17 protein-coding genes are annotated in these 18,223 nt (G+C 61.9%); 2 read left to right on the top strand and 15 right to left on the bottom strand.

The window, feature by feature from the left end:
- Window positions 1–11: 11 nt before the first annotated feature.
- From DMP08_RS08605 to DMP08_RS08590, 4 genes are all read right to left on the bottom strand, one after another.
- Window positions 12–428 (bottom strand): PaaI family thioesterase, encoded by a 417-nt coding sequence (locus tag DMP08_RS08605; protein WP_123192508.1) that lies wholly within the window; start codon window positions 426–428, stop codon window positions 12–14.
- A gap of 254 nt (window positions 429–682) precedes the next feature.
- Window positions 683–1,105 carry a DUF488 family protein, N3 subclade gene (locus DMP08_RS08600; RefSeq protein WP_123192507.1) on the bottom strand — a complete coding sequence of 141 codons (423 nt, stop codon included), beginning with the start codon at window positions 1,103–1,105 and terminating at the stop codon, window positions 683–685.
- A gap of 160 nt (window positions 1,106–1,265) precedes the next feature.
- Window positions 1,266–1,808: a hydrogenase maturation protease gene (locus DMP08_RS08595; protein ID WP_244596892.1), complete on the bottom strand. Its 543-nt coding sequence runs from the start codon at window positions 1,806–1,808 to the stop codon at window positions 1,266–1,268.
- A gap of 5 nt (window positions 1,809–1,813) precedes the next feature.
- Window positions 1,814–2,242 carry a viscotoxin-A3 gene (locus DMP08_RS08590; protein ID WP_114565878.1) on the bottom strand — a complete coding sequence of 143 codons (429 nt, stop codon included), beginning with the start codon at window positions 2,240–2,242 and terminating at the stop codon, window positions 1,814–1,816.
- A 97-nt stretch (window positions 2,243–2,339) separates the two neighbouring features.
- Between DMP08_RS08590 and DMP08_RS08585 the strand changes: the two genes are divergently transcribed.
- On the top strand, window positions 2,340–2,897 hold the full coding sequence (locus DMP08_RS08585) for an NADPH-dependent FMN reductase (RefSeq protein WP_123192506.1): 558 nt from the start codon (window positions 2,340–2,342) through the stop codon (window positions 2,895–2,897).
- Window positions 2,898–3,012: 115 nt separating this feature from the next.
- On the opposite strand, the gene DMP08_RS08580 is transcribed toward DMP08_RS08585, so the two are convergent.
- The 3 genes from DMP08_RS08580 to DMP08_RS08570 are packed head-to-tail and all read right to left on the bottom strand — an operon-like array spanning window position 3,013 to window position 6,577.
- On the bottom strand, window positions 3,013–3,711 hold the full coding sequence (locus tag DMP08_RS08580; RefSeq protein WP_123192505.1) for a cytochrome b/b6 domain-containing protein: 699 nt from the start codon (window positions 3,709–3,711) through the stop codon (window positions 3,013–3,015).
- Window position 3,712: 1 nt separating this feature from the next.
- Window positions 3,713–5,359 (bottom strand): nickel-dependent hydrogenase large subunit, encoded by a 1,647-nt coding sequence (locus DMP08_RS08575; protein WP_123192504.1) that lies wholly within the window; start codon window positions 5,357–5,359, stop codon window positions 3,713–3,715.
- A gap of 6 nt (window positions 5,360–5,365) precedes the next feature.
- Entirely contained in the window at window positions 5,366–6,577 is a 1,212-nt protein-coding gene (locus DMP08_RS08570; protein WP_123192503.1) for a hydrogenase small subunit, read from the bottom strand.
- 360 nt (window positions 6,578–6,937) lie between these two features.
- Here DMP08_RS08570 and pheA point away from each other — a divergent pair, with 360 nt between their 5' ends.
- A complete protein-coding gene (pheA, locus tag DMP08_RS08565; RefSeq protein WP_123192502.1) occupies window positions 6,938–7,789 on the top strand; it encodes a prephenate dehydratase in 852 nt (283 codons plus the stop codon).
- Window positions 7,790–7,964: 175 nt separating this feature from the next.
- On the opposite strand, the gene DMP08_RS08560 is transcribed toward pheA, so the two are convergent.
- The 8 genes from DMP08_RS08560 to DMP08_RS08525 form a co-directional block, all read right to left on the bottom strand.
- Window positions 7,965–8,546: a manganese efflux pump MntP gene (locus DMP08_RS08560; RefSeq protein WP_123192501.1), complete on the bottom strand. Its 582-nt coding sequence runs from the start codon at window positions 8,544–8,546 to the stop codon at window positions 7,965–7,967.
- A 468-nt stretch (window positions 8,547–9,014) separates the two neighbouring features.
- On the bottom strand, window positions 9,015–9,893 hold the full coding sequence (locus DMP08_RS08555) for an HhH-GPD family protein (protein ID WP_123192500.1): 879 nt from the start codon (window positions 9,891–9,893) through the stop codon (window positions 9,015–9,017).
- Window positions 9,884–10,465 (bottom strand): RrF2 family transcriptional regulator, encoded by a 582-nt coding sequence (locus DMP08_RS08550; RefSeq protein ID WP_123192499.1) that lies wholly within the window; start codon window positions 10,463–10,465, stop codon window positions 9,884–9,886. Before DMP08_RS08550 ends, DMP08_RS08555 begins: the two co-directional genes overlap by 10 nt.
- A 3-nt stretch (window positions 10,466–10,468) precedes the next feature.
- Window positions 10,469–12,022 carry a ribonucleotide reductase subunit alpha gene (locus tag DMP08_RS08545; RefSeq protein WP_123192498.1) on the bottom strand — a complete coding sequence of 518 codons (1,554 nt, stop codon included), beginning with the start codon at window positions 12,020–12,022 and terminating at the stop codon, window positions 10,469–10,471.
- Window positions 12,023–12,195: 173 nt separating this feature from the next.
- Window positions 12,196–12,987 (bottom strand): HAD family hydrolase, encoded by a 792-nt coding sequence (locus tag DMP08_RS08540; protein WP_123192497.1) that lies wholly within the window; start codon window positions 12,985–12,987, stop codon window positions 12,196–12,198.
- An 85-nt stretch (window positions 12,988–13,072) separates the two neighbouring features.
- On the bottom strand, window positions 13,073–14,956 hold the full coding sequence (locus DMP08_RS08535) for an ABC transporter ATP-binding protein (RefSeq protein ID WP_123192496.1): 1,884 nt from the start codon (window positions 14,954–14,956) through the stop codon (window positions 13,073–13,075).
- A complete protein-coding gene (locus tag DMP08_RS08530; RefSeq protein ID WP_123192495.1) occupies window positions 14,953–17,115 on the bottom strand; it encodes an ABC transporter ATP-binding protein in 2,163 nt (720 codons plus the stop codon). The genes DMP08_RS08535 and DMP08_RS08530 overlap by 4 nt, the downstream gene beginning before the upstream one ends.
- Entirely contained in the window at window positions 17,106–17,657 is a 552-nt protein-coding gene (locus DMP08_RS08525) for a MarR family winged helix-turn-helix transcriptional regulator (RefSeq protein ID WP_123192494.1), read from the bottom strand. The genes DMP08_RS08530 and DMP08_RS08525 overlap by 10 nt, the downstream gene beginning before the upstream one ends.
- Window positions 17,658–18,223: the final 566 nt, after the last annotated feature.

The following is an 18,223-nucleotide window of genomic DNA, read 5'->3' as shown; positions in this document are numbered from 1 at the left end:
AACTCGGACCACTATGCTCGTTCAAGCGGCCCGAGCACGAACAGCGTGAACGTAGCCTCGCACACCAACCGCCCCTCGGGCGTTTCGGCCCGGCAATGCGCGATCACCGTGCTGCGACCCTCGTGGGACGTGTTCGCCCTCACAACAAGGGGGCCGGCCCCCACCGCTTTGACGAAGTTGACCGCACTCGTCAACGCCACGTTGCTCACGCCGCACGAATACGCCGCCATACCTGCGGCGATCTCGCACAACGTCGCCAAAAAGCCGCCGTGGATGGTGCCGTGATAGTTCAGCACCTCCTGCGGCACGTCGAGCCGAAACGCCACGCGCCCCCGCTCGGCTTCGAATATCTCCAAGCTCTCGAGCTCTTTTTGAGCCGTTACGTTCACCATCATCGCATCCGCGATAGCCGCATCGCATCGAACCATGTCGCACGCTCCCTTCCGTCCGGCCCATTGTACGGCGGCCGGCCGAGCGCTACGATGGGCAATCCCGCATCGGCGTGGCACAGCGCGCACCGCACTCCGCAGCGCTACGGTCGCACCACCTCGTCCAGCAGCGACCTCGCGCAGGCAGCCACGGGAGCAATGGCATCCCGATCGGTGCGTGGCCGCCGGGGCCGGTCCTCGCCGATCCAAGAGCCCTGCTCCATCCGCGTAAAGCCGAACGCGACGATCGGCACTTATGACTTCAAAGCCTCCTGAAGCATGTTCGCGAGCACTTCGGTATGGGAGCGGCGCTTGCGCGTAGCCGTGCCGACAAGCGCAACCGATTCGAAATCGCCGTACCGTTCGAAGAACCGCGCGACCGCCGCGCGCTTTTCCATGTCGGCACGATAGGCGCTCGCGTAACCTTCCCACCCTATGTTGCCGTTGAGGTAGCGCTCGAGCATCGTGGGAGCCGGAGCGAACAGCTTGTCGTGCGCATACTGCGCATGCGCCACTTTGTCAGCAAAAAACGCCAGGTCATCGCGTTTAGTGAAACCGGAAAGCTGGTTCGTGTTCTTTAGGCGCGTATCAAGCAGCATATCGACCCGCCAGTCGGCCAAACGACCGAAAAAATCCTCTGCCGAAGTTTCGTACGCGCTGATCGTGTGAATAAGCATAGACGTGCATCTCCTTCTAACCGCGCAGCGCGCGATCCTACCGTTTCCCGAAAACGATAGCGCGCATGCTTGCGCGCAGGAGAAGCACCAGGCGACCGTCACCGAATCGAAGATGCCGCGTTGACGCGCCGCCACCCCGCAGCGATGCGCAGAACGAACGCTAGCGGAGCGTCTTCGGAGAAAGCGGCGAGCCCAAGCGCGCAAGCTCCCCCGCCACGGTATCGACCAGAAGCGGCAGGGCCGCATGCACGCGCGGCGTCAGCCCGATGGTCACCACGGCGGGCGAGGCGTTCTCCACCTGCATGCCCAAGCACAGGCCTTCCGCCCGGTATCCCAGAAGCGCAGCGGAATCGAACAGGTCGATCAGTTTGAGGTCGTGCAGCGATGCGCTGGCTCCGCTTCGGCGCGCCATGGCATCGGGCTCGAAGCGAAACACCGTGCCCGGCTCGGCATCGGTGCCGTCCACGGCGTCCACCGTGATGATCATGTCGAACGCACGAACGGAATCGAGCATGTCAAGGCTGAGGCACCCCAAATCGAACAGCTGCACGTTCTGGGGAATCTCGTAGCGCTCGATCAGCTCCTCGTACACGGCCGGCCCTACGCCGTCGTCGAGCATGAGCTTGTTGCCCACGCACAGAACCGCGATGGAACGCAAAGCGCGGGCGTCGTCGCAGCCCTTCGCAGCATCATCCGCCATCATGGCCGTCACGCCCCAATCGTCGGACGCACGACCAGGTTGTAGTACGTCGCCGCCGCCAGCATGCACAGCCCGATGATCACGCTCGCAACAGCCCAAACGCGTTCGCGCTTCAAGTACGCTTCCTTGTCGACGCCCCGTTTGGCCGCCCGATGCGCGGCGAACGGCTGCGCCACGATGGAAAACGCCACCGTCCCGGCCGTCAACGTCAGCAGCACCAGAACCGCAACGCCGATGGCCAAGGGCGTGCGCTGTGCGAACGCCGCATAGAACGTGTTGTCCGCGAACAGCCATAGGGGGTAGAACAAGATAGTGGCCCACATGCCGTGAGCCGGCCCCCAGATGGGAGGAAGGAACAACGCGCCCACGTTGACGCGAGGCACGCCTTCCAAGAACTTTTCTTCTTGCGCGATTTGCTCTTCGGTTAATTCAGCCACAGTTCGGTATCCTTTTCGAAACCTCAATGATTCCCTGCCATTATAGTCCACGAAGCACCCTTCTACGGGAGGGTCCGGCAAAGCGGAAGGAGAGCACATGAACGTACTTGCCATCGTAGGGTCGAAACGCATGGGCAGCTACAATCTCCAAGTTGCACAGGCGGCGGGCGAACTGCTGAAACAGCGACACCCCAACGTAACGTTCACTATTCTGAACTGGGACGACGTTCCCTTTATGAACGAAGACTCCGAACACCCCGAGCCTCCCGCCATCGCTCGCGTACGGCAAGCCGTTCGCAACGCCGACGGCGTATGGCTGTTCAGCCCCGAATACAACCATGCTATTCCCGGGCCGCTTAAAAACCTTCTCGATTGGCTCTCGCGACCGGTCAGCGCAACGGAAGGACCGGTCATCGTAGGCAAGCCCGTAGCCCTTTCGGGAGCCAGCATCGGCATGAGCGGCGCCGAGCATGCACAAGAGCAACTTGCCTGCATGCTGAATTACCTCAACGTGCGCGTCATGAACAAGCCCCGCCTCTGCATACCGCACGTTGGCTCGCAAGCCAAAGGGGGCGTCCTTAAGCTGGACGCGTCCGCCCCTTATCTGGAACGACAAGCAGATGCCTTCGTCCGCTTCATCGAAGCCGCACGTTAAGCGCAAGGACGAGTACGCAAGCGCGAAAAACCTGCCAGCCGATGAAAAAACCGGGCCGGACCCCATAAGGGATCCGGCCCGGTTCGTACGTTATGCCGCTTTCGACGAAGAGTGCTTACGCCTTCTCTTTGTGATGCAGGTCGTCCTCGCCCACGATCGTATGCTTCTCGGGATCGTAGACCAAGCCGCCGTGCTCCTTCCAGAAGAACATGAGCAGCGTCGGGGAAATGCCCTCGATGTTCGCCAAGTAAATGTGAATGAACATGAAGCAGATGAAGATGTACATCATGAAGTAGTGGATGATGCGCATCGACATAAGACCGCCCACCAGGTCGGTGCCGGCAGCGAAGAACCCGAGGTTCATCGTAGGAGCCCACAGGGCAAGACCCGTGTAGAACATGACGACGATGAGCACGGGGATCAGCAGGTAGCTGATCTTCTGGGGCACGCCCAACTTGGCGCCCAACGGATGGTCCTTCTTCAGGAACAGATAGTACTTGATCCACGCGCCCAGCTGGTGACGGTTGTCAGCCTGCGGCAGCCACGTCTTGTAGTCCGTAACCTGATAGCGCGTACCGCCGTCCGGAGCGGACTTGACGAAGAACGCCATCAGCACGCGTACGATGCAGTTGATGAACAGCACGAAGCCGCAGAACACATGCACGCCGCGGGCAATGCCCATGAACAGCGGCCAGAACGGGAAGTGGATAGCGAAGCCGGTGACGATCAACAGGACCATCGCAACCAGGTTGATCCAGTGCGTGATGACGAAGGGCATCGGATGCGCTTCGCGATAATGTGCCAAGTGCGCCATGTTACTTCACCCCCCACGGGCTCGTGACGGTTTCGAAGCTCTTGCCCGTGGCCGGCTCGGTGACGTGCACCGCGCATGCCGTGCAGGGGTCGAAGCTGTGAACCGTGCGCAAAGCGTTGATCGGCTTCTCCACATCACCCACGGGCACGCCGATAAGCGCCTGCTCCAGCGGGCCCTTCTCGCCGTTGCCGTTCATGGGAGCCAAGTTCCACGTGGACGGAATGATGATCTGGTAGCCATCGATCTTGCCGTCCTTGACGGTCTCGCTGTGATAAAGCGCGCCGCGCGGAGCTTCCCAGAAGCCCGAGCCGGCGCCGGTGATGGTGGCGGGCTCGCGGAAGTACTCGCTGTCGCCGCTCTTGACGGCCTCAACCAGCTCGTCGGTCCATTCCTTCATGAGGCCGGCGATGTAGAGCGTCTCGATCTGACGAACGGCAGTACGGCCGAGCGTGGACTGGGCAACGCCGATCTGGCCGGGAGCGCCCAGCGCATCCAGCAGACCGTCAACGTGCTCCTTGACGAACGGCACGTTGCGCTTGTACGCAGCCAAGATACGGGAAAGTCCGCCAGCCTCGCAAGCCTTGCCGTCGTACGCGGGGCACTTGACCCACGTGTAGCGGTCGTTCACGTCGTAGGACGTGTACTCCGGCTCCGTAACGAAGTACGGAGACGTCATGGTCGCGTCGCCCTTGTACCAGGAACGGCCCATGTACTCGGTGATGAGGTTCTCCTGCACGTCGGACAGGTTGAGCTTGTCGTCGACGACGCCCATGGGCAGATAGCGATCCGCCATCTCCATGCTCTTGTTCTCGAACACGCCCCAAGCGATGTAGCGACCGCAACCCTTGCCCCAGGTGAGCGCGTCCATGTAGTACGGAGCGATAGCCAAGGTGTCCGGGATCATGGTGGTGGCAACCCAGGTGTAGATCTCGTCGACGAGGCCCTTGAGATCGTCGAGCTTCTGATCGGTGGGCACGAACGCGGTGCCGCCGGGGATGATCGTCATGACGTGCGGCATCTTGCCGCCCAGCAAAGCGGAAACCTGCGAAGCCTTCGCCTGCATGGTCAGCGCCTCAAGATAGTGCGCGGTGCAGATGAGGTCGAGCTCGGGCGGCAGCTGATAGGCGGTGCCGTCCTCGGCGTCGAACCAGTTGCCCGAGAAGATGGACAGCTGGCCGTTGTCGGCGAAGTTCGTCAGGCGCTCCTTCAGCACGTTGAAGTCGCTGTTGATGGACGTGCCGGCGGCCTGCGCCAAATCGTACGCGTCGGCCGCATCGGCCTTGAGCGCGTTGAGCGGGTTCACGTAGTCGAGCGCAGCCAGGTTGTAGAACCACAAGATGTGGCTATGCAGGAACTGCGCGCCCTCGATCAGGTTGCGGATGATGCGCGCATTGTTCGAGATCTTGATGCCGTAAGCCTTTTCGGCGGCAATGGCGGACGCGTGAGCGTGCGACACCGGGCACACGCCGCAGATGCGCTGCACGATCTGCGCCGCATCTTCGGGCGTGCGGTTCTGCACGACGAGCTCCATACCGCGGAAGCAGCCGCCGGACACCCAGGCGTCGGAGACCTTGCCGTTCTCGACTTCCATCTCGATGCGGAGATGGCCCTCGATACGGGTGACCGGGTCGATGACTGAACGGGTCATGTAGGCTTACCTCCCTTCCTTATCGTCGTACTTGCCGATGGACTTGTCGGGGTGCTTGGCATCCCAAGCGCGCACCTTCTCGAAGTCCGCGCCGCCGTCCATGCGTCCGGACAGCTTCATGCCGAAGCCGTGCACGACCAGGGCGCCCGCCAGGAAGCAGGTGATGCCCAAAGCGATAGTGCCGGGCTGGACCATCCAGTCGCCGATGCGCAGGTCGCGATGGCGCTTGTAGAACGGGGTGTTGACCTCGACCCAGTTCTGGCCCGGATCGTTGGGGTTGGCCTCGCAGCAGCCGATGCAAGGAGAGCCGGCCTGGACGCACCAGCTGCGACGGTCGTTCCACAGCACGACGCCGCAGTTGGACTTCGTCTGAGGACCACGGCATCCCAGCGGGTACAGGCAGTAGCCCATGGCTTCTTCCTTGGAGCCGAACTGGTACACGAACTCGCCGTTCTCGAAATGACCGCGACGCTCGCAGTTGTCGTGAACGGTCTGGCCGAAGATGCCGACGGGCTTGTTCTGGTTGTCAAGCGGGGGCAGCGTGTTGTCCATGAGGACGACGTCCACCAAAACGGACACGAGCCATTCGGGGTTGGCCGGGCAGCCGGGAATGTTCACCACCGGAACGTTGATGCCGGCCTTCTCCAGATACTGCTGAACGCCCAAGGCGCCCGCAGAATTGGGGTGCGCGCCCATCCAACCGCCGTTGACCGCGCAAGATCCCAGCGCGATGACCGCGTTGGCGTTCGCAGCGGCCTCCTCCAGATGATGCGTGCCCGGAGCATCGGCGACGCGCAGAGCCTGGCCGCCCCATCCCTCCAGCACAGCTCCCTCGTAGATAAGGATGTAGTTGCCGGCTTCGATCGTCTGCGCCTTCGCCTCTTCGACGGAATGACCGGCAGCGGCCGAAAGCGTCTCGGAATAGTTGAGCGAGATCATCTCGAGCACGATCGTAGCCGCGCTCGGCGTCTCAACTTGGGCGAACGACTCAGTGCAACCCGTGCACGACGCGCCTTCGATCCAAATGACCGGGTACAACTTACCCTTCGTTGCGCCGATCACGGATTTTTCGAGAGCCTGCGCTATCTTCGGAGCAGCCAGTTCGGACAGCCCGGCGGCAACTGCGACCGCGCCGCAAAGCTTCATGAAATCGCGGCGGCTTACTCCTCGAGCCGCCAGCATATCCTGAAACTCAGATACGGTGGCCTCTTTTCCCATGTGCACACCTCCTCAGGTGCTTCTCGTCTTGCTTACCTGCTTATGCATTCTCCACGACGGTTATGCAAAAATGGAGAAAAGGTGCGCGAGCGCAACGTTTAACCCGCAAATGGCGCGAAAGTGTTACCGCCGTCCGAAGCCGTAACAAACAGTATTCACCATTTCGGCTCATGCCTGCATTTTGATGCAGCATTTGCCGGGTTTCGCCCCCTGCTATGCAAACAGTCCGACGCAAGAAACCAGCCGTAAATCGACGCAAGCGACCGTTCGGTTTCTTGTCGTGCACCACTTCTCCCGTCGCAAAACGGGTATGATAGCACACGATATGCAAAGAGAACCTGAGAACTAGAAGGATTCAACATGACGCTGACAGAAGCTTCTTTCGCCTACCTGGGACCCGCTGGAACGTACAGCGACGAGGCCGCGCGGTCCTTTGCCGCGCGCTTGGGAATCGACGAGCCGAACCTGGTGGAATGCCCGTCTTTCAGCGAGGTGTTCGATTGCGTGGATCGCGGCCGCTGCGCCTACGGCGTCGTAGCTATGGAAAACGCCCTCGAAGGTCCGGTAACGGCCACGCTCGACAACTTCGCGTTTCGCAGCTCGGCCACCATCCTGGGCGAAGCAGTGCTCGACATCCACCACTGCTTGCTGGTGCATCCCGAAAGCGATCTTACGCGCATCAAGACGGTTGCCTCGCATCCGCAAGGCCTCGCGCAATGCCGACGCTACCTGAACGAGCAGCTTCCGGGGCGCGCCACCATCACCACGTCTTCCACCGCGGAAAGCGCGCGCCTGGCCGCATCCGATCCCGAAGTAGCCGGCATCGGCAACTCGTTCGCCGCGAAGCTGTACGGAGCGCGCGTAGCCGAAGCGGGCATCGAGGACCATTACGGCAACCAAACCTCGTTCGCGCTCATCGGCCGCCAGGGGCATCCGCCGGTTTTCGAGGGAGAGCGCTTCAAGACCTCGCTCGCATTGTTTCTGCAAGCGGACAAGGCGGGCGCGCTGCTCATGATCTTGTCCGAATTCGCCTACGCGGGCATCAACCTGACCAAGATCCAGTCCCGGCCCACCAAACAGGCGCTTGGCGAGTACATGTTCTTCGTGGACCTGGAAGGCAGCGTGAACGACCTGCCCGTGCAAACCGCGCTCAACTGCCTGCGCCTCAAGCTGCGCGAGGTGAAGGTGCTCGGCAGCTACCCGGTCGGCTAGCGCATCAACCTATGGGAACCGGGGTCGGGAAAGAGGCCCAATCGCTCAGACAGTCCTCGCTTCGCTGCGGAACTCGCTCGGCGGACCTCTTCCCCGGCCCCTCCGCCGATCGCGGCCATTCCACCGGGCAGCTCTTCGCTGGCCCGGGTTCTGCCTGGAAGGTTCTCGAGAATCGTTAGAACGTCAGTATCCCCAGGTGCTCGAGCAGGATTTTCAAGCCGATGAGAATGAGCACGACGCCCCCAACGACGGTAGCGGGCTTTTCGTAGCGCGCACCGAAGCGGTGCCCCACCGCCACGCCGACAAGGGAAAGCGCGAACGTGGTCACGCCGATGACGACCACCGAAGCCACGATGTCAACGCGCAGAAACGCGAACGTGATGCCCACGGCCAAGGCATCGATGCTGGTAGCCACCGCCATCATCGTCAGCTCGCGCAGGTCAAGTCGCCCGTCCACCGCGCAGGAAAGCTGTTCGTCATCGTCGCCGTGAAACGAGTCCCATAGCATTTTCGCGCCGATGATCAGCAAAAGCCCGAAGGCGACCCAATGATCGACCGGCGTGATAAACTGCTCGAACTGGGTACCCAACGCCCAACCGATCAGCGGCATGAGCGCCTGGAACCCTCCGAAGAACAACGCGATCACCAACGCTTGACGCATGTTCAGGCGCTTCATGCACAACCCCTTGCACACGGAAACCGCAAACGCGTCCATGGACAAACCTACGCCCACCAGCAGCAATTCGACAAAACCCACAGCGCAATCCTCTCGTCCGCCTTCAACCCCAGCAAACCCCGCGCAGCCTCTTCCCCGCACCAGGGCATAAAAATACCGGCGCGCGCCGGTTACGGAAATGCACGGTGCGACGCCTTCGCCACACCGCGAGTCTTGTCATTTAATGCTGGCCAGCTTCGTCCGAAGCAGTATGTTGACCCAGCCACGCCGTACGGCGCCGACTACTCCCCCACGGGATTGAGGTATTCTACCACAGAGACCCGCTCGCGCGCCCATCTTTTAGCGGGCCGCGCGCTCAGCCTGGACGCAAAGTGCCGCCTATGACAGGCGGAGGCGCGCTTTATGCACCGGATCGCCGCACGCGAAAAGCAAAACACCAGGTCATGAAAAACTCAAGCGGCTTCAAACCGCGCGCAAGCACCCGCGAATTGCCCCAGGTACCGTTTTGCGCCCACTTCAGAACGCAGACGAAGGCAGACAGCACGCACGCTACGCCCTGAAGACACCTTCTTCTTGGCGGAAGAACCCTTCTCGCACTAGGTCGTTTACGATGGAGTCGAACGTCTCGGCATCCACGCCGTCGCGACCCGCCGCGCGCTCGAACGCATCTAGACGAGCGGCCAGATCGTCGAAGCCGATGCCTGGCTCGGCCAGCACCACGCGCACCAGCTCGGCACGCTTCTGACGGCGCGACCCGTCGAAGGTCGATTGCCTCGCGTAATGAGCGCTGCGCCGCGAAGGGTTGGCGACAAGCGTTTTCAGATGCGCGCCGTAATCCAAAAGCGCGTAGTACCAGGCGCGCGCATCGTCTTGCGGGCACGTAGCGGCCACGAGCGGCGTCAGCTCCCGATCGGACACCTTGTCGCGCTGGGGGAATACCTCATGCAGAAACACCGTGCGCACGTTCGTTTCGATGTAGATCGAAGGCTTGCCGAACGCGAACGCCATGACGCCGGCCGCCGTAGCGGGGCCGATGCCGGGGAGCTGCTGCAGCTGTTCGGCCGTGTCGGGAAGAGCGCCGCCATGGTTGGCGGAACATTCCTCGCACGCGCGCTTGAGGGCAAGGGCGCGCCGGTTGTAGCCAAGCCCCTGCCATTGCGCCAGAACATCGGCGGTGCCAGCCGCAGCCAGCGAGTCGACCGTGGGGAACAGCGACATCCAGCGCTCCCAGTGCTTCAAAACGCGCGTCACTTGCGTTTGCTGAAGCATGACCTCCGAAACCAAAACCGCGTAAGGGTCGTCCAGATAGCGCCAAGGCAGCTCCCGATAGCGCAGCGCCCCTTCTTCGCGAACCTTGGCCTCGAACGTCTCGCGAGCCAACGGAGCATCGGCGGGCCACGAAGCCGAATCGAAACCCGCTACGCGCACGGCTGCGAGCTTTCCGGGACCGCGTCGTCCGGAGCCTCGACGGCCAGATGAGCGCAGGAAACCGAGCAGCTTGCTACCCTGCATGTCTCGGAGCGAGCGTCGGCGGGCGCATGTGCGGGAGCCTCCTTGCTGCGAGCCTTCGCAAGAGCCGCCTCCACCACGGGATGCGTTGCCCCCAGCTCGATCAAATCCTTAAGCGTAATGGATCCAAAGTAATCGTTGAGCAGGCGATCCGCGCCCTGCCACAACTTGTTGTACGCACAGGATTTCTGCTTCTCGCAATATTCGGGGTCCAGCACGCACAACGACACGCTCACCGGGCCTTGGATGGCCTCCAAGACCTCGAGCAGCGTGACCTCCGCAGGATCGCAATTGAGGGCTAGGCCGCCGCGCGCTCCGCGCACCGTTTTGATAAGCCCGCCCTTGACCAAATCGTGCTGGATGCTGCGCGCAAACGCGTAGGGAATTCCCTCGTCTTCGGCGATATCGGACACCGACACGTAAGCGTCACCGCTTTTATAAGCGGCACGAAGTATCCTGCAAGCGTAATCGCAGCGTCGTGTGATGTCCATCGATTATCCCTCTTCCCCTTTCAGCAGGTCCTCCAAGTGCTCGAGGTCGCGACGAAAATCGCTGATCACCGCATTTTCGAGCGCACGATATTCCTCCGAGTCAAGCGGCTGGTAGGCCGCCATCTTGTCAAACAGATTGTCCGCCGTCACCGGCACGTAGCGCCGCGCCATAAGGCTTGCCTTGTACGCTTCCTCCACGGCCTCCCGCGCCGCCATGTAGATGTCGTAGCGAGGCATCTGGGCCGAATAGCGCACGAGGGCCGCCTGGTCGACGCCGCGCAGCGAAGGATGCTCGCGCGCGATCTCCATCCAAATGTCCGCACGCTCCGACGCCGTAGGGAAATCGATGTCGACAATGGACAACGGCTCCAGAAGATCGTAGAAGAACGGCTCGATCTCCCCCGCCTCGGACGCAGAAGCCAACACGAACACGTCGGGGTTCTCGACAGCCGAGCGTATGAGATTGATGGCCTCGCGCGCGCCGCGGGACAGGCTCGCCATGAGGAAGCCGCCGAAGTCGTCCCCTGCAGGCTCGGACACCGGCGATGCCCACAGGTCAAGATCCTCCAGCAGCAGAACGCCCGCGCCTTCGAAAGCATTGCGAGCCGCGTTCAACTGAGGCTGGCGGTCGGCCTGGGCCATCACGCAAAGGACGGGCATGCCCTGCAGGTTCTCTTCCATGCGCATGCGCAGCGCAGGCAAGCCCAGCTCGCCTAGCGTGGCAACCATGAACCGGTTCGCATCCTCGCGCGCCGGAGAGCGGAACAACAGCGCGTCGGCGGCGGGCATGCGATCCAGCCCGTGCCGCGCGTTCAGCTGCCTGACCAGTTCTTGGAACTGAGGGTCGCCCTGCATACCCACTCCGAAATCGCGCATGAGCGCCACTGTTCGATCGTATCCCACCAGCTCTCGATACGTGATGCGCTCAAGCGTGGAAAGAACAGCCGCGCTGTCGGCGTCATGGCCGGCTGCATCCGCGCTTTCAAGCGCCGCCGCTGCTTTGGCCTCGTCGGAAGAAGACGCGGCCTCGGAATCCGCCGACGCATCCTTTTCGACAGGCGCCGCCGCTCCGGGAGCGGACTTCGCCTTCCCTGCGCGCTGCGCCGGGGCGGTCACGTGCTCGACGCGCAGGAGGCGCGCGCCGTCAAAACCCAGAAAGTCCTGCGAAATGAGGTCCGTCATGTCCTCCAGATCCTCGCGCGAAAGGCCGAACTCCTGCAGCTTGTCGAGAGCCAAGCCCTGCAGCTGCTCGGCGCAGGAGACCGTCTCGTCGGAAGACAGGTACGGTTCCAGCCGCTCGAACACGTACTCGGCAATCGAACGCTCCTTGAGCGCGCAGGCAAGCGCCCATGCTTGCTTGAGACCTTCGAGCGCCGCCTCGTCGGGCGCCGTGCCGTCGGCGCGGCGCGCCTGCTCGAAAGCGGCAAGGTACAAGTGCATCCCCAGCACCGCATCGCCCGCTGCGCAAGCCTGCGCAGCTCGGCGAAGGTACTCACTGGATGAATTATCGTGCTCGTCGTTTTGGCTGGGCGAGCTGTTCGCGTCGTTCTCGAGCATGTACCCAACCTCCTTTGCGTATGGTATCTGCACATCGTGCGCAAAAATGACTATGTTGAGGTCACATTTTACCCGATAGAGACCCATGCGGCACGGCATGCACTCAAAACCCAAAAAACACTGCGCCCGGAAATCAGAGGGCGGGCGAAACGAAAACGCCGAAACCAAAGAGGCTACCAGTTGAGGATGCTCCATCCGCACGCGCGCGCCGTACGGGTGAGCGGACGATCCGGCGTGACGGCAAACGCCCGTTTCGCGGCGCCCAAAACCACGCGATCGGAATGATGGTCACCGTACGCGGCAGCCAACTCCCACTTGCCGGGGCCGAAATGCTCGTCGCCGAAGCGCTGCACCGCAGCCAGCTTCTCCTCGCCTTCGACCGGAAGCCCCTCCACGCGACGCTCGTAGGTGCCGTCGGGAGCGACGCACATGCGCGTGGACACCTGGTACGCGAAGGGATGGTGCTCCATGGCGCGCAGGATAATGGGTTCGAAGGTGGCGGAAACCACCAGCACCACGTCGCCCGCTTCCGCATGGGCGCGCATGGCGGCATCGGCTTGTGGACGGAAAATCGGCGCAATGCTGTGGTCGTAGAAGTCAGCTAAAAACGTATCCACCTTCTTGGCAGGCCATCCCTCGAAAGCCGTGAACACCAGCCCGCGCACGCGCGCCTCGTTCTGCGGAAGGCGCAGCTTGTAGGCAGCGGCCCATAGCAGGATGCGGGAGACCACGCGCTTGCGCAGAAGGCCCAGCTTCATGAGGTGGGCCACCAGCAAGACCGGGGAGTTGCCGTCGATGCTCGTACCGTCGAAATCGAACACCGCCAACTGCACGGGCGCGTCGGAATCGGTCGATCCCGCTTGGCCACGCGCGCCTGCGGGTGCAGCAACCCCCGCGCCCTCCTGATTCGGCTTCGCTTCAACGTTCGGTTCTACGTTCGCGCTCTGATCCCCGCTCCGGGACATGGCATTCCATTCTCATCGTGTCGGCGGCGCCGCGCCCTTGGCGCGGCGGACAGGGACTCGCATGCGGACCCCCGCCCGCCGCGCGCTACCCCTCGCTACCGTCGTTACATGCAACGAATTGAGAATTATACAACTCTGCGTAGAAACCGCCAAGTTCCAGCAATTCATCGTGCGACCCCTGCTCCACGATATCGCCGTCGCGTATGACCAGGATCAGATCGGCGCGCTTGATAGTGGACAGCCGATGCGCGATCACGAACGAGGTGCGCCCGCGCATGAGATTGTCCATGGCCTTCTGGATACGCTCCTCGGTGCGCGTGTCGACGCTCGAGGTTGCTTCGTCCAAGATGAGCATGCGCCGGTCGGCCAAGATGGCGCGCGCAATGGTCAAAAGCTGGCGCTGGCCTTGGCTGATGTTGCTGGCGTCCTCGTTGATCTCGGTGTCGTAGCCCTGGGGAAGCGTCTGGACGAAATGGTGGACGTACGCAGCCTTCGCCGCCGCTTCCACTTCCTCGTCGGTCGCGTGCAAGCTGCCGTAGCGGATGTTCTCGCGAATCGTTCCGTTGAACAGCCACGTATCCTGCAGCACCATCCCGAACAAGCTGCGCACATCGTCGCGCGCGAAGTCGCGAACGTCCACGCCGCCGATCCGTATCGCGCCGTCCTGAACGTCGTAGAATCGCATGAGAAGCTTCACCATGGTCGTCTTGCCCGCACCCGTAGGCCCCACCAGCGCAACGGTCTGCCCCGGAGCGACCTCGGCCGAAAAGTCCTTGATGACCGGGTTCTGGGCATCGTAGCCGAAGCGCACGTGATCGAACGACACGCGACACTCGACGTCGACCGTGCGCGCGGACACGCGCTCGGGCTCTTCCTCGGGCTGCTCCAGGAACCGGAAGATGCGCTCCCCCGCCGCCGCCATCTGCTGCAGCACGTTGGACACCTGCGTCAGCTGCGTGATGGGCTGCGTGAAGTTCTTGACGTACTGAATGAACGCCTGGATGTCGCCCACCGTGATAACCCCTTGCACGGCCAGAAAGCTGCCTGCCACGGCCACGGCCACGTAACCCAGGTTTCCCACGAAGTTCATGATGGGCTGCATAAGACCGCTGATGAACTGCGATTTCCACGCCGATGCATACAGCCGTCCGTTCGTCTTGTTGAAGCTTTCGAGCGCACCTTGCTCGCGGTTGAACGCCTTCACGATGGCGTGCCCCGAAAACGTCTCCTCCACCAAGCCGTTGATCTCGCCTAACGTGTTCTGCTGAGCCACGAAGTACTTCTGCGAACGCTTCACCACAACCAGGATGAGCACTACCGACACGGGCAGGATGAGCACGGTGATCAGCGTCATGAGCGGGTTGATGCTCACCATCATGACCAACACGCCGATAATGGTCGTCACGGACGTGATGAGCTGGGTCACGCCCTGGTTCAGGCTCTGTCCCAGCGTGTCCACATCGTTCGTTATGCGCGAAAGCGTATCGCCGACCCGCGTGCGCTCGAAGTACCCCATGGGCATGCGGTCGATCTTTTCGGCAATAGCCCGGCGAAGCTGATAGCACGTACGCTGCGAGATCGAGCTCATCATCCAGCCCTGGACGAACGAGCACGCTGCCGACAGCAGATACAAGCCCAGCGTGAACGCCAGGATGCGCGCGATGGCGTCGAAATCAATGCCGCCCGTGCCGTCGATCTTGGCAACAATGCCGTTGAACAGCTCGGTCGTCGCAGTGGAGAGCACCTTCGGCCCCACGATATTGAAGACGGTCGATCCGATGGCGAACACGACGACCACCACGAGCGCCGCCTTGAAACGCCCCATGAACGAGACGAGCTTGCCAAGCGTGCCCTTGAAATCCTTGGGCTTCTCGCCGGGCATCATGCGCCCCGCGGGCCCATGACCGCCGAAGGGGCCGCGGCGCGGCGCCTCGGCCTGCTGCTGGTCGGAAGGTTTCCGTTCGCTCATGCGGCATCGCCTCCGTTCAGTTCCGATTCCGAAAGCTGCGACATCGCGATCTCCCGGTACTCCTTGCAAGACGCCATCAACTGTTCGTGCGTGCCCTTTCCCACCACGCGGCCTTCGTCGAGCACCACGATCAAATCGGCGTTCAAAACCGTCGAGATGCGCTGCGCCACGATGACCACCGTCTTGTCGGACAGGCGCGCCGCCAGCTCGCGACGCAAAGCGGCATCGGTTTTGTAGTCGAGCGCCGAGAAGCTGTCGTCGAACAGATAGGCGCGCGCATCGGTTGCCAAAGCACGGGCGATGGCCAGGCGCTGTCGCTGCCCGCCCGACACGTTCGTTCCGCCCTGTGAAACGCGGGCGCCCAACCCTTCCTCTTTTGAGGCGATGAATTCGCCGGCTTGGGCGATGGAGGCAGCCGCCTCGATGCGCTCGGGGGGCATATCCTCGTTGCCATACGCGATGTTCGAACCGATGGTACCGCTGAACAGGAACGACTCCTGAGGAACGTAGCCCAGCTGGGCGCGCAGGCAGTGCTGGCTCACGTCGCGCACGTCGATGCCGTCCACGGTAACGGATCCGCAGGTCACATCGTAAAAACGCTCGATCAGCTTGATAATCGTGGACTTGCCCGACCCCGTGGAGCCTATGATAGCCGTGGTCTTGCCCGGCTCGGCCACGAAATCGACGTGCTCGAGCACGCATTCTTTGGAGTCGCCGTACTTGAAGCTCACGTCGTTGAACGCGATGGCAGCCCCGTCGGTACGCTCGACCAGACGTTGATCGCAGGCTTCGTCGGCGGAAGGATCGCACACGGTCGAACGCGCCTCGAGCACTTCGTTGATGCGCTGCGCGGCCACGTCGGCGCGCGGAAGCATGATCGATATCATGCCGATCATGAGAAAGCCCATGATGATGACCATCGAATAGGTGATGAACGCGATCAGGTCGCCGGTTTGGATGGCCCCTGTATCGATATAGCTGCCGCCCACCCATACGATCAGCACCGACACCACGTTCATGATCAACATCATCAACGGCATCATGAACGTCATAACGCGGTTCGTGAACAGCTGAGTTTTCATCAAGCGCGTGCTGGCCTCGTCGAAGCGGGCTTCTTCGTGCTCTTGGCGGTCGAACGCGCGGATGACGGGCAGCCCCGTAAGCATCTCGCGCGACACCAAGTTCACGCGATCGACAAGCGTCTGCATGATGCGGAACTTGGGCAGCGCCACGCGCATGAGCACCATGATGACCGCGAAGATGACGACCACCGCTGCAATGATGATCCAACTCATCGAAAGGCTCGTGCGCGAGATCATGATGATGCCGCCTACAGCCAGGATGGGAGCGTACAGCACCATGCGAAGCAGCATGACGATCACCATCTGCACCAACTGGACGTCGTTGGTCCCTCGGGTAATGAGGGACGCGGCCGAAAAGCTTTGCACTTCGGCGTCCGAAAAGCCGACCACTTGGCGAAACAGCCGGGAACGCAAGCTCGCAGCCACCTTCGCAGCCGTGCGAGAGGCAATGAAGCCCACGCATACGGCAGCGACCATGCCCACGGCAGCAAGGCCCAGCATCAACAGGCCCACGCGAACGAGGTAGCCCATCTGCATGTCGGACAAATTGTAACCGAGGTTTTCGTATTCGGCTTTCGCGGCGGCGATGGCCTGTTGCTCGACAATGGCCTCGCCCTTGTCCCCCACCTGCTCTTCGGCTTGCTCGCGCAGCGAAAGAACCTGCTCCTTCGTGACGATTCCCTCCCGATAGGCATGCAAAGCCTGATCGAGGTCGAAATCAGGGATCTTGTCGGCGTAGTGGGCGATCACGAGGGGGACGGATACCATCTTGTCGAGGGCATCCATCTCCCTGCGTCCCTGATCGTTGAGTTTGTACGTGCCCTGCTCCGTCTGATCGTACGCAGCGCGAAACACCTGCTCGTCGTTTTCGGGCAGCAGCATGGCTACGGCATCATGGGTCTTCGCGGTCATCTCCTCGGTAGCCGCATGTTCCACGCCCGATTGCTGGATGCCCACATCCACGATCTGCGACGTGTAGTTCGGCAGGGCCAGATCCGTGGCCGCTTGAACAACCAGCAAGCACACGATGAGTGCCACCGCGAGCTTGCAGTTTTTCAGATAGCGAATTATGCGCACGAAACGTCGCCGCCTTTCGCATCGACAGGGCAATCCCTCTGCGCATCATCGCGCGAAGGATCGGATGAGCATCCTCCGCATGTCGACGCAGCCTCCAAGCCGCCGTGCTGCTCGCGGAACTCCGCCATCTTGCCCAGGATGCGCACCAGGTGGCGCATGTCTCCTTCCCCAACATAGGCTATGGCCCGGTCAATGTACTCGTCGCGAAGACGTCTTCCCTCTTGCGCGAGACGCTCTCCGTCCTGCGTAAGGCTGACGGTGACGCCCCGATAATCCCCGCCCAAGCGACGGCGCTCTATGAGGTTCTTGTCTTCAAGCGACCGAAGCGTCTGAGACAGCGCGCTGGGCGTCGTGCGCACGAACTCGGCCACGCGATTCGGTCGCGCCTCTCCGTGGCGACGAACCATCTCGTCTACAGCCATGATCGTGCGCGCCTCCGAGGGCGTCATGCCATCGGGGGTCGGCGGCGTGAAGCTGCCGTGCCTCATGCGTCCCATGAGCTCGAAAAGCTCGCTTCTGATCTGTCCGAACGAATCAGGCATATCGTTCCTCTCATGCTGGGGAAGATTCTGCGCAACGCAAATGGCGGACCTTCCCATACCCCTATAATTTAGTTGCTAAACTTTAACATGAGTTAAATACTGCGTACCGAAATGTTTATTTGAACACAGAACCTGCATGCGCCGCGTACAGAGCACGGGAACGGCGACTAGCTGCGGGGTTGCCGCGGGCGCCTCGTCCCCCTTAGGATCACGGAGCGCGGCCTTGGCGCAGGCACCCCGTCCGCCCCCTGGTTGTAGAGCGTGGGCTCGCGAGCGCTTCGCCCGCCCCGCGATTGCACGGCTGCGCAATCGCGCGAGTCCCCAGGAGGCTGCGAAACAACACGCGTGATTCGCCTACCGTCGATAACCGCCAGCCCCATTCCGTACGAGAGCCTTCCCTTCCCCCTCGCACGCAGAAGCATACGAGAACGCATGAGAAGGTTGAATTGCGAAGTCAGCCGAACACCCTTGTTTAAATAGGCGTTTGTGCAGTTAGCCGGACGTTTTGAAGTGTTTTGAGTCTGTTGCCTGATCTCACGATCAGGGGTTTTGCTTTGATCTCGGGC

Source organism: Paraeggerthella hongkongensis, assembly GCF_003726035.1.
Classification (GTDB): Bacteria; Actinomycetota; Coriobacteriia; order Coriobacteriales; family Eggerthellaceae; genus Paraeggerthella; species Paraeggerthella hongkongensis.
Note: the sequence above shows the minus strand (reverse complement) of the source record. Positions and strands in the feature narration are given on the sequence as shown.

Coding starts and splice junctions, on each gene's coding strand:
- DMP08_RS08545 (WP_123192498.1), bottom strand. CDS start 12,022: ATGCTCGAGAACGACGCGAACAGCTCGCCCAGCCAAAACGACGAGCAC.
- DMP08_RS08540 (WP_123192497.1), bottom strand. CDS start 12,987: ATGTCCCGGAGCGGGGATCAGAGCGCGAACGTAGAACCGAACGTTGAA.
- DMP08_RS08605 (WP_123192508.1), bottom strand. CDS start 428: ATGGTTCGATGCGATGCGGCTATCGCGGATGCGATGATGGTGAACGTA.
- DMP08_RS08580 (WP_123192505.1), bottom strand. CDS start 3,711: ATGGCGCACTTGGCACATTATCGCGAAGCGCATCCGATGCCCTTCGTC.
- DMP08_RS08525 (WP_123192494.1), bottom strand. CDS start 17,657: ATGCCTGATTCGTTCGGACAGATCAGAAGCGAGCTTTTCGAGCTCATG.
- pheA (WP_123192502.1), top strand. CDS start 6,938: ATGACGCTGACAGAAGCTTCTTTCGCCTACCTGGGACCCGCTGGAACG.
- DMP08_RS08575 (WP_123192504.1), bottom strand. CDS start 5,359: ATGACCCGTTCAGTCATCGACCCGGTCACCCGTATCGAGGGCCATCTC.
- DMP08_RS08570 (WP_123192503.1), bottom strand. CDS start 6,577: ATGGGAAAAGAGGCCACCGTATCTGAGTTTCAGGATATGCTGGCGGCT.
- DMP08_RS08585 (WP_123192506.1), top strand. CDS start 2,340: ATGAACGTACTTGCCATCGTAGGGTCGAAACGCATGGGCAGCTACAAT.
- DMP08_RS08595 (WP_244596892.1), bottom strand. CDS start 1,808: ATGATGGCGGATGATGCTGCGAAGGGCTGCGACGACGCCCGCGCTTTG.
- DMP08_RS08600 (WP_123192507.1), bottom strand. CDS start 1,105: ATGCTTATTCACACGATCAGCGCGTACGAAACTTCGGCAGAGGATTTT.
- DMP08_RS08535 (WP_123192496.1), bottom strand. CDS start 14,956: ATGAGCGAACGGAAACCTTCCGACCAGCAGCAGGCCGAGGCGCCGCGC.
- DMP08_RS08550 (WP_123192499.1), bottom strand. CDS start 10,465: ATGGACATCACACGACGCTGCGATTACGCTTGCAGGATACTTCGTGCC.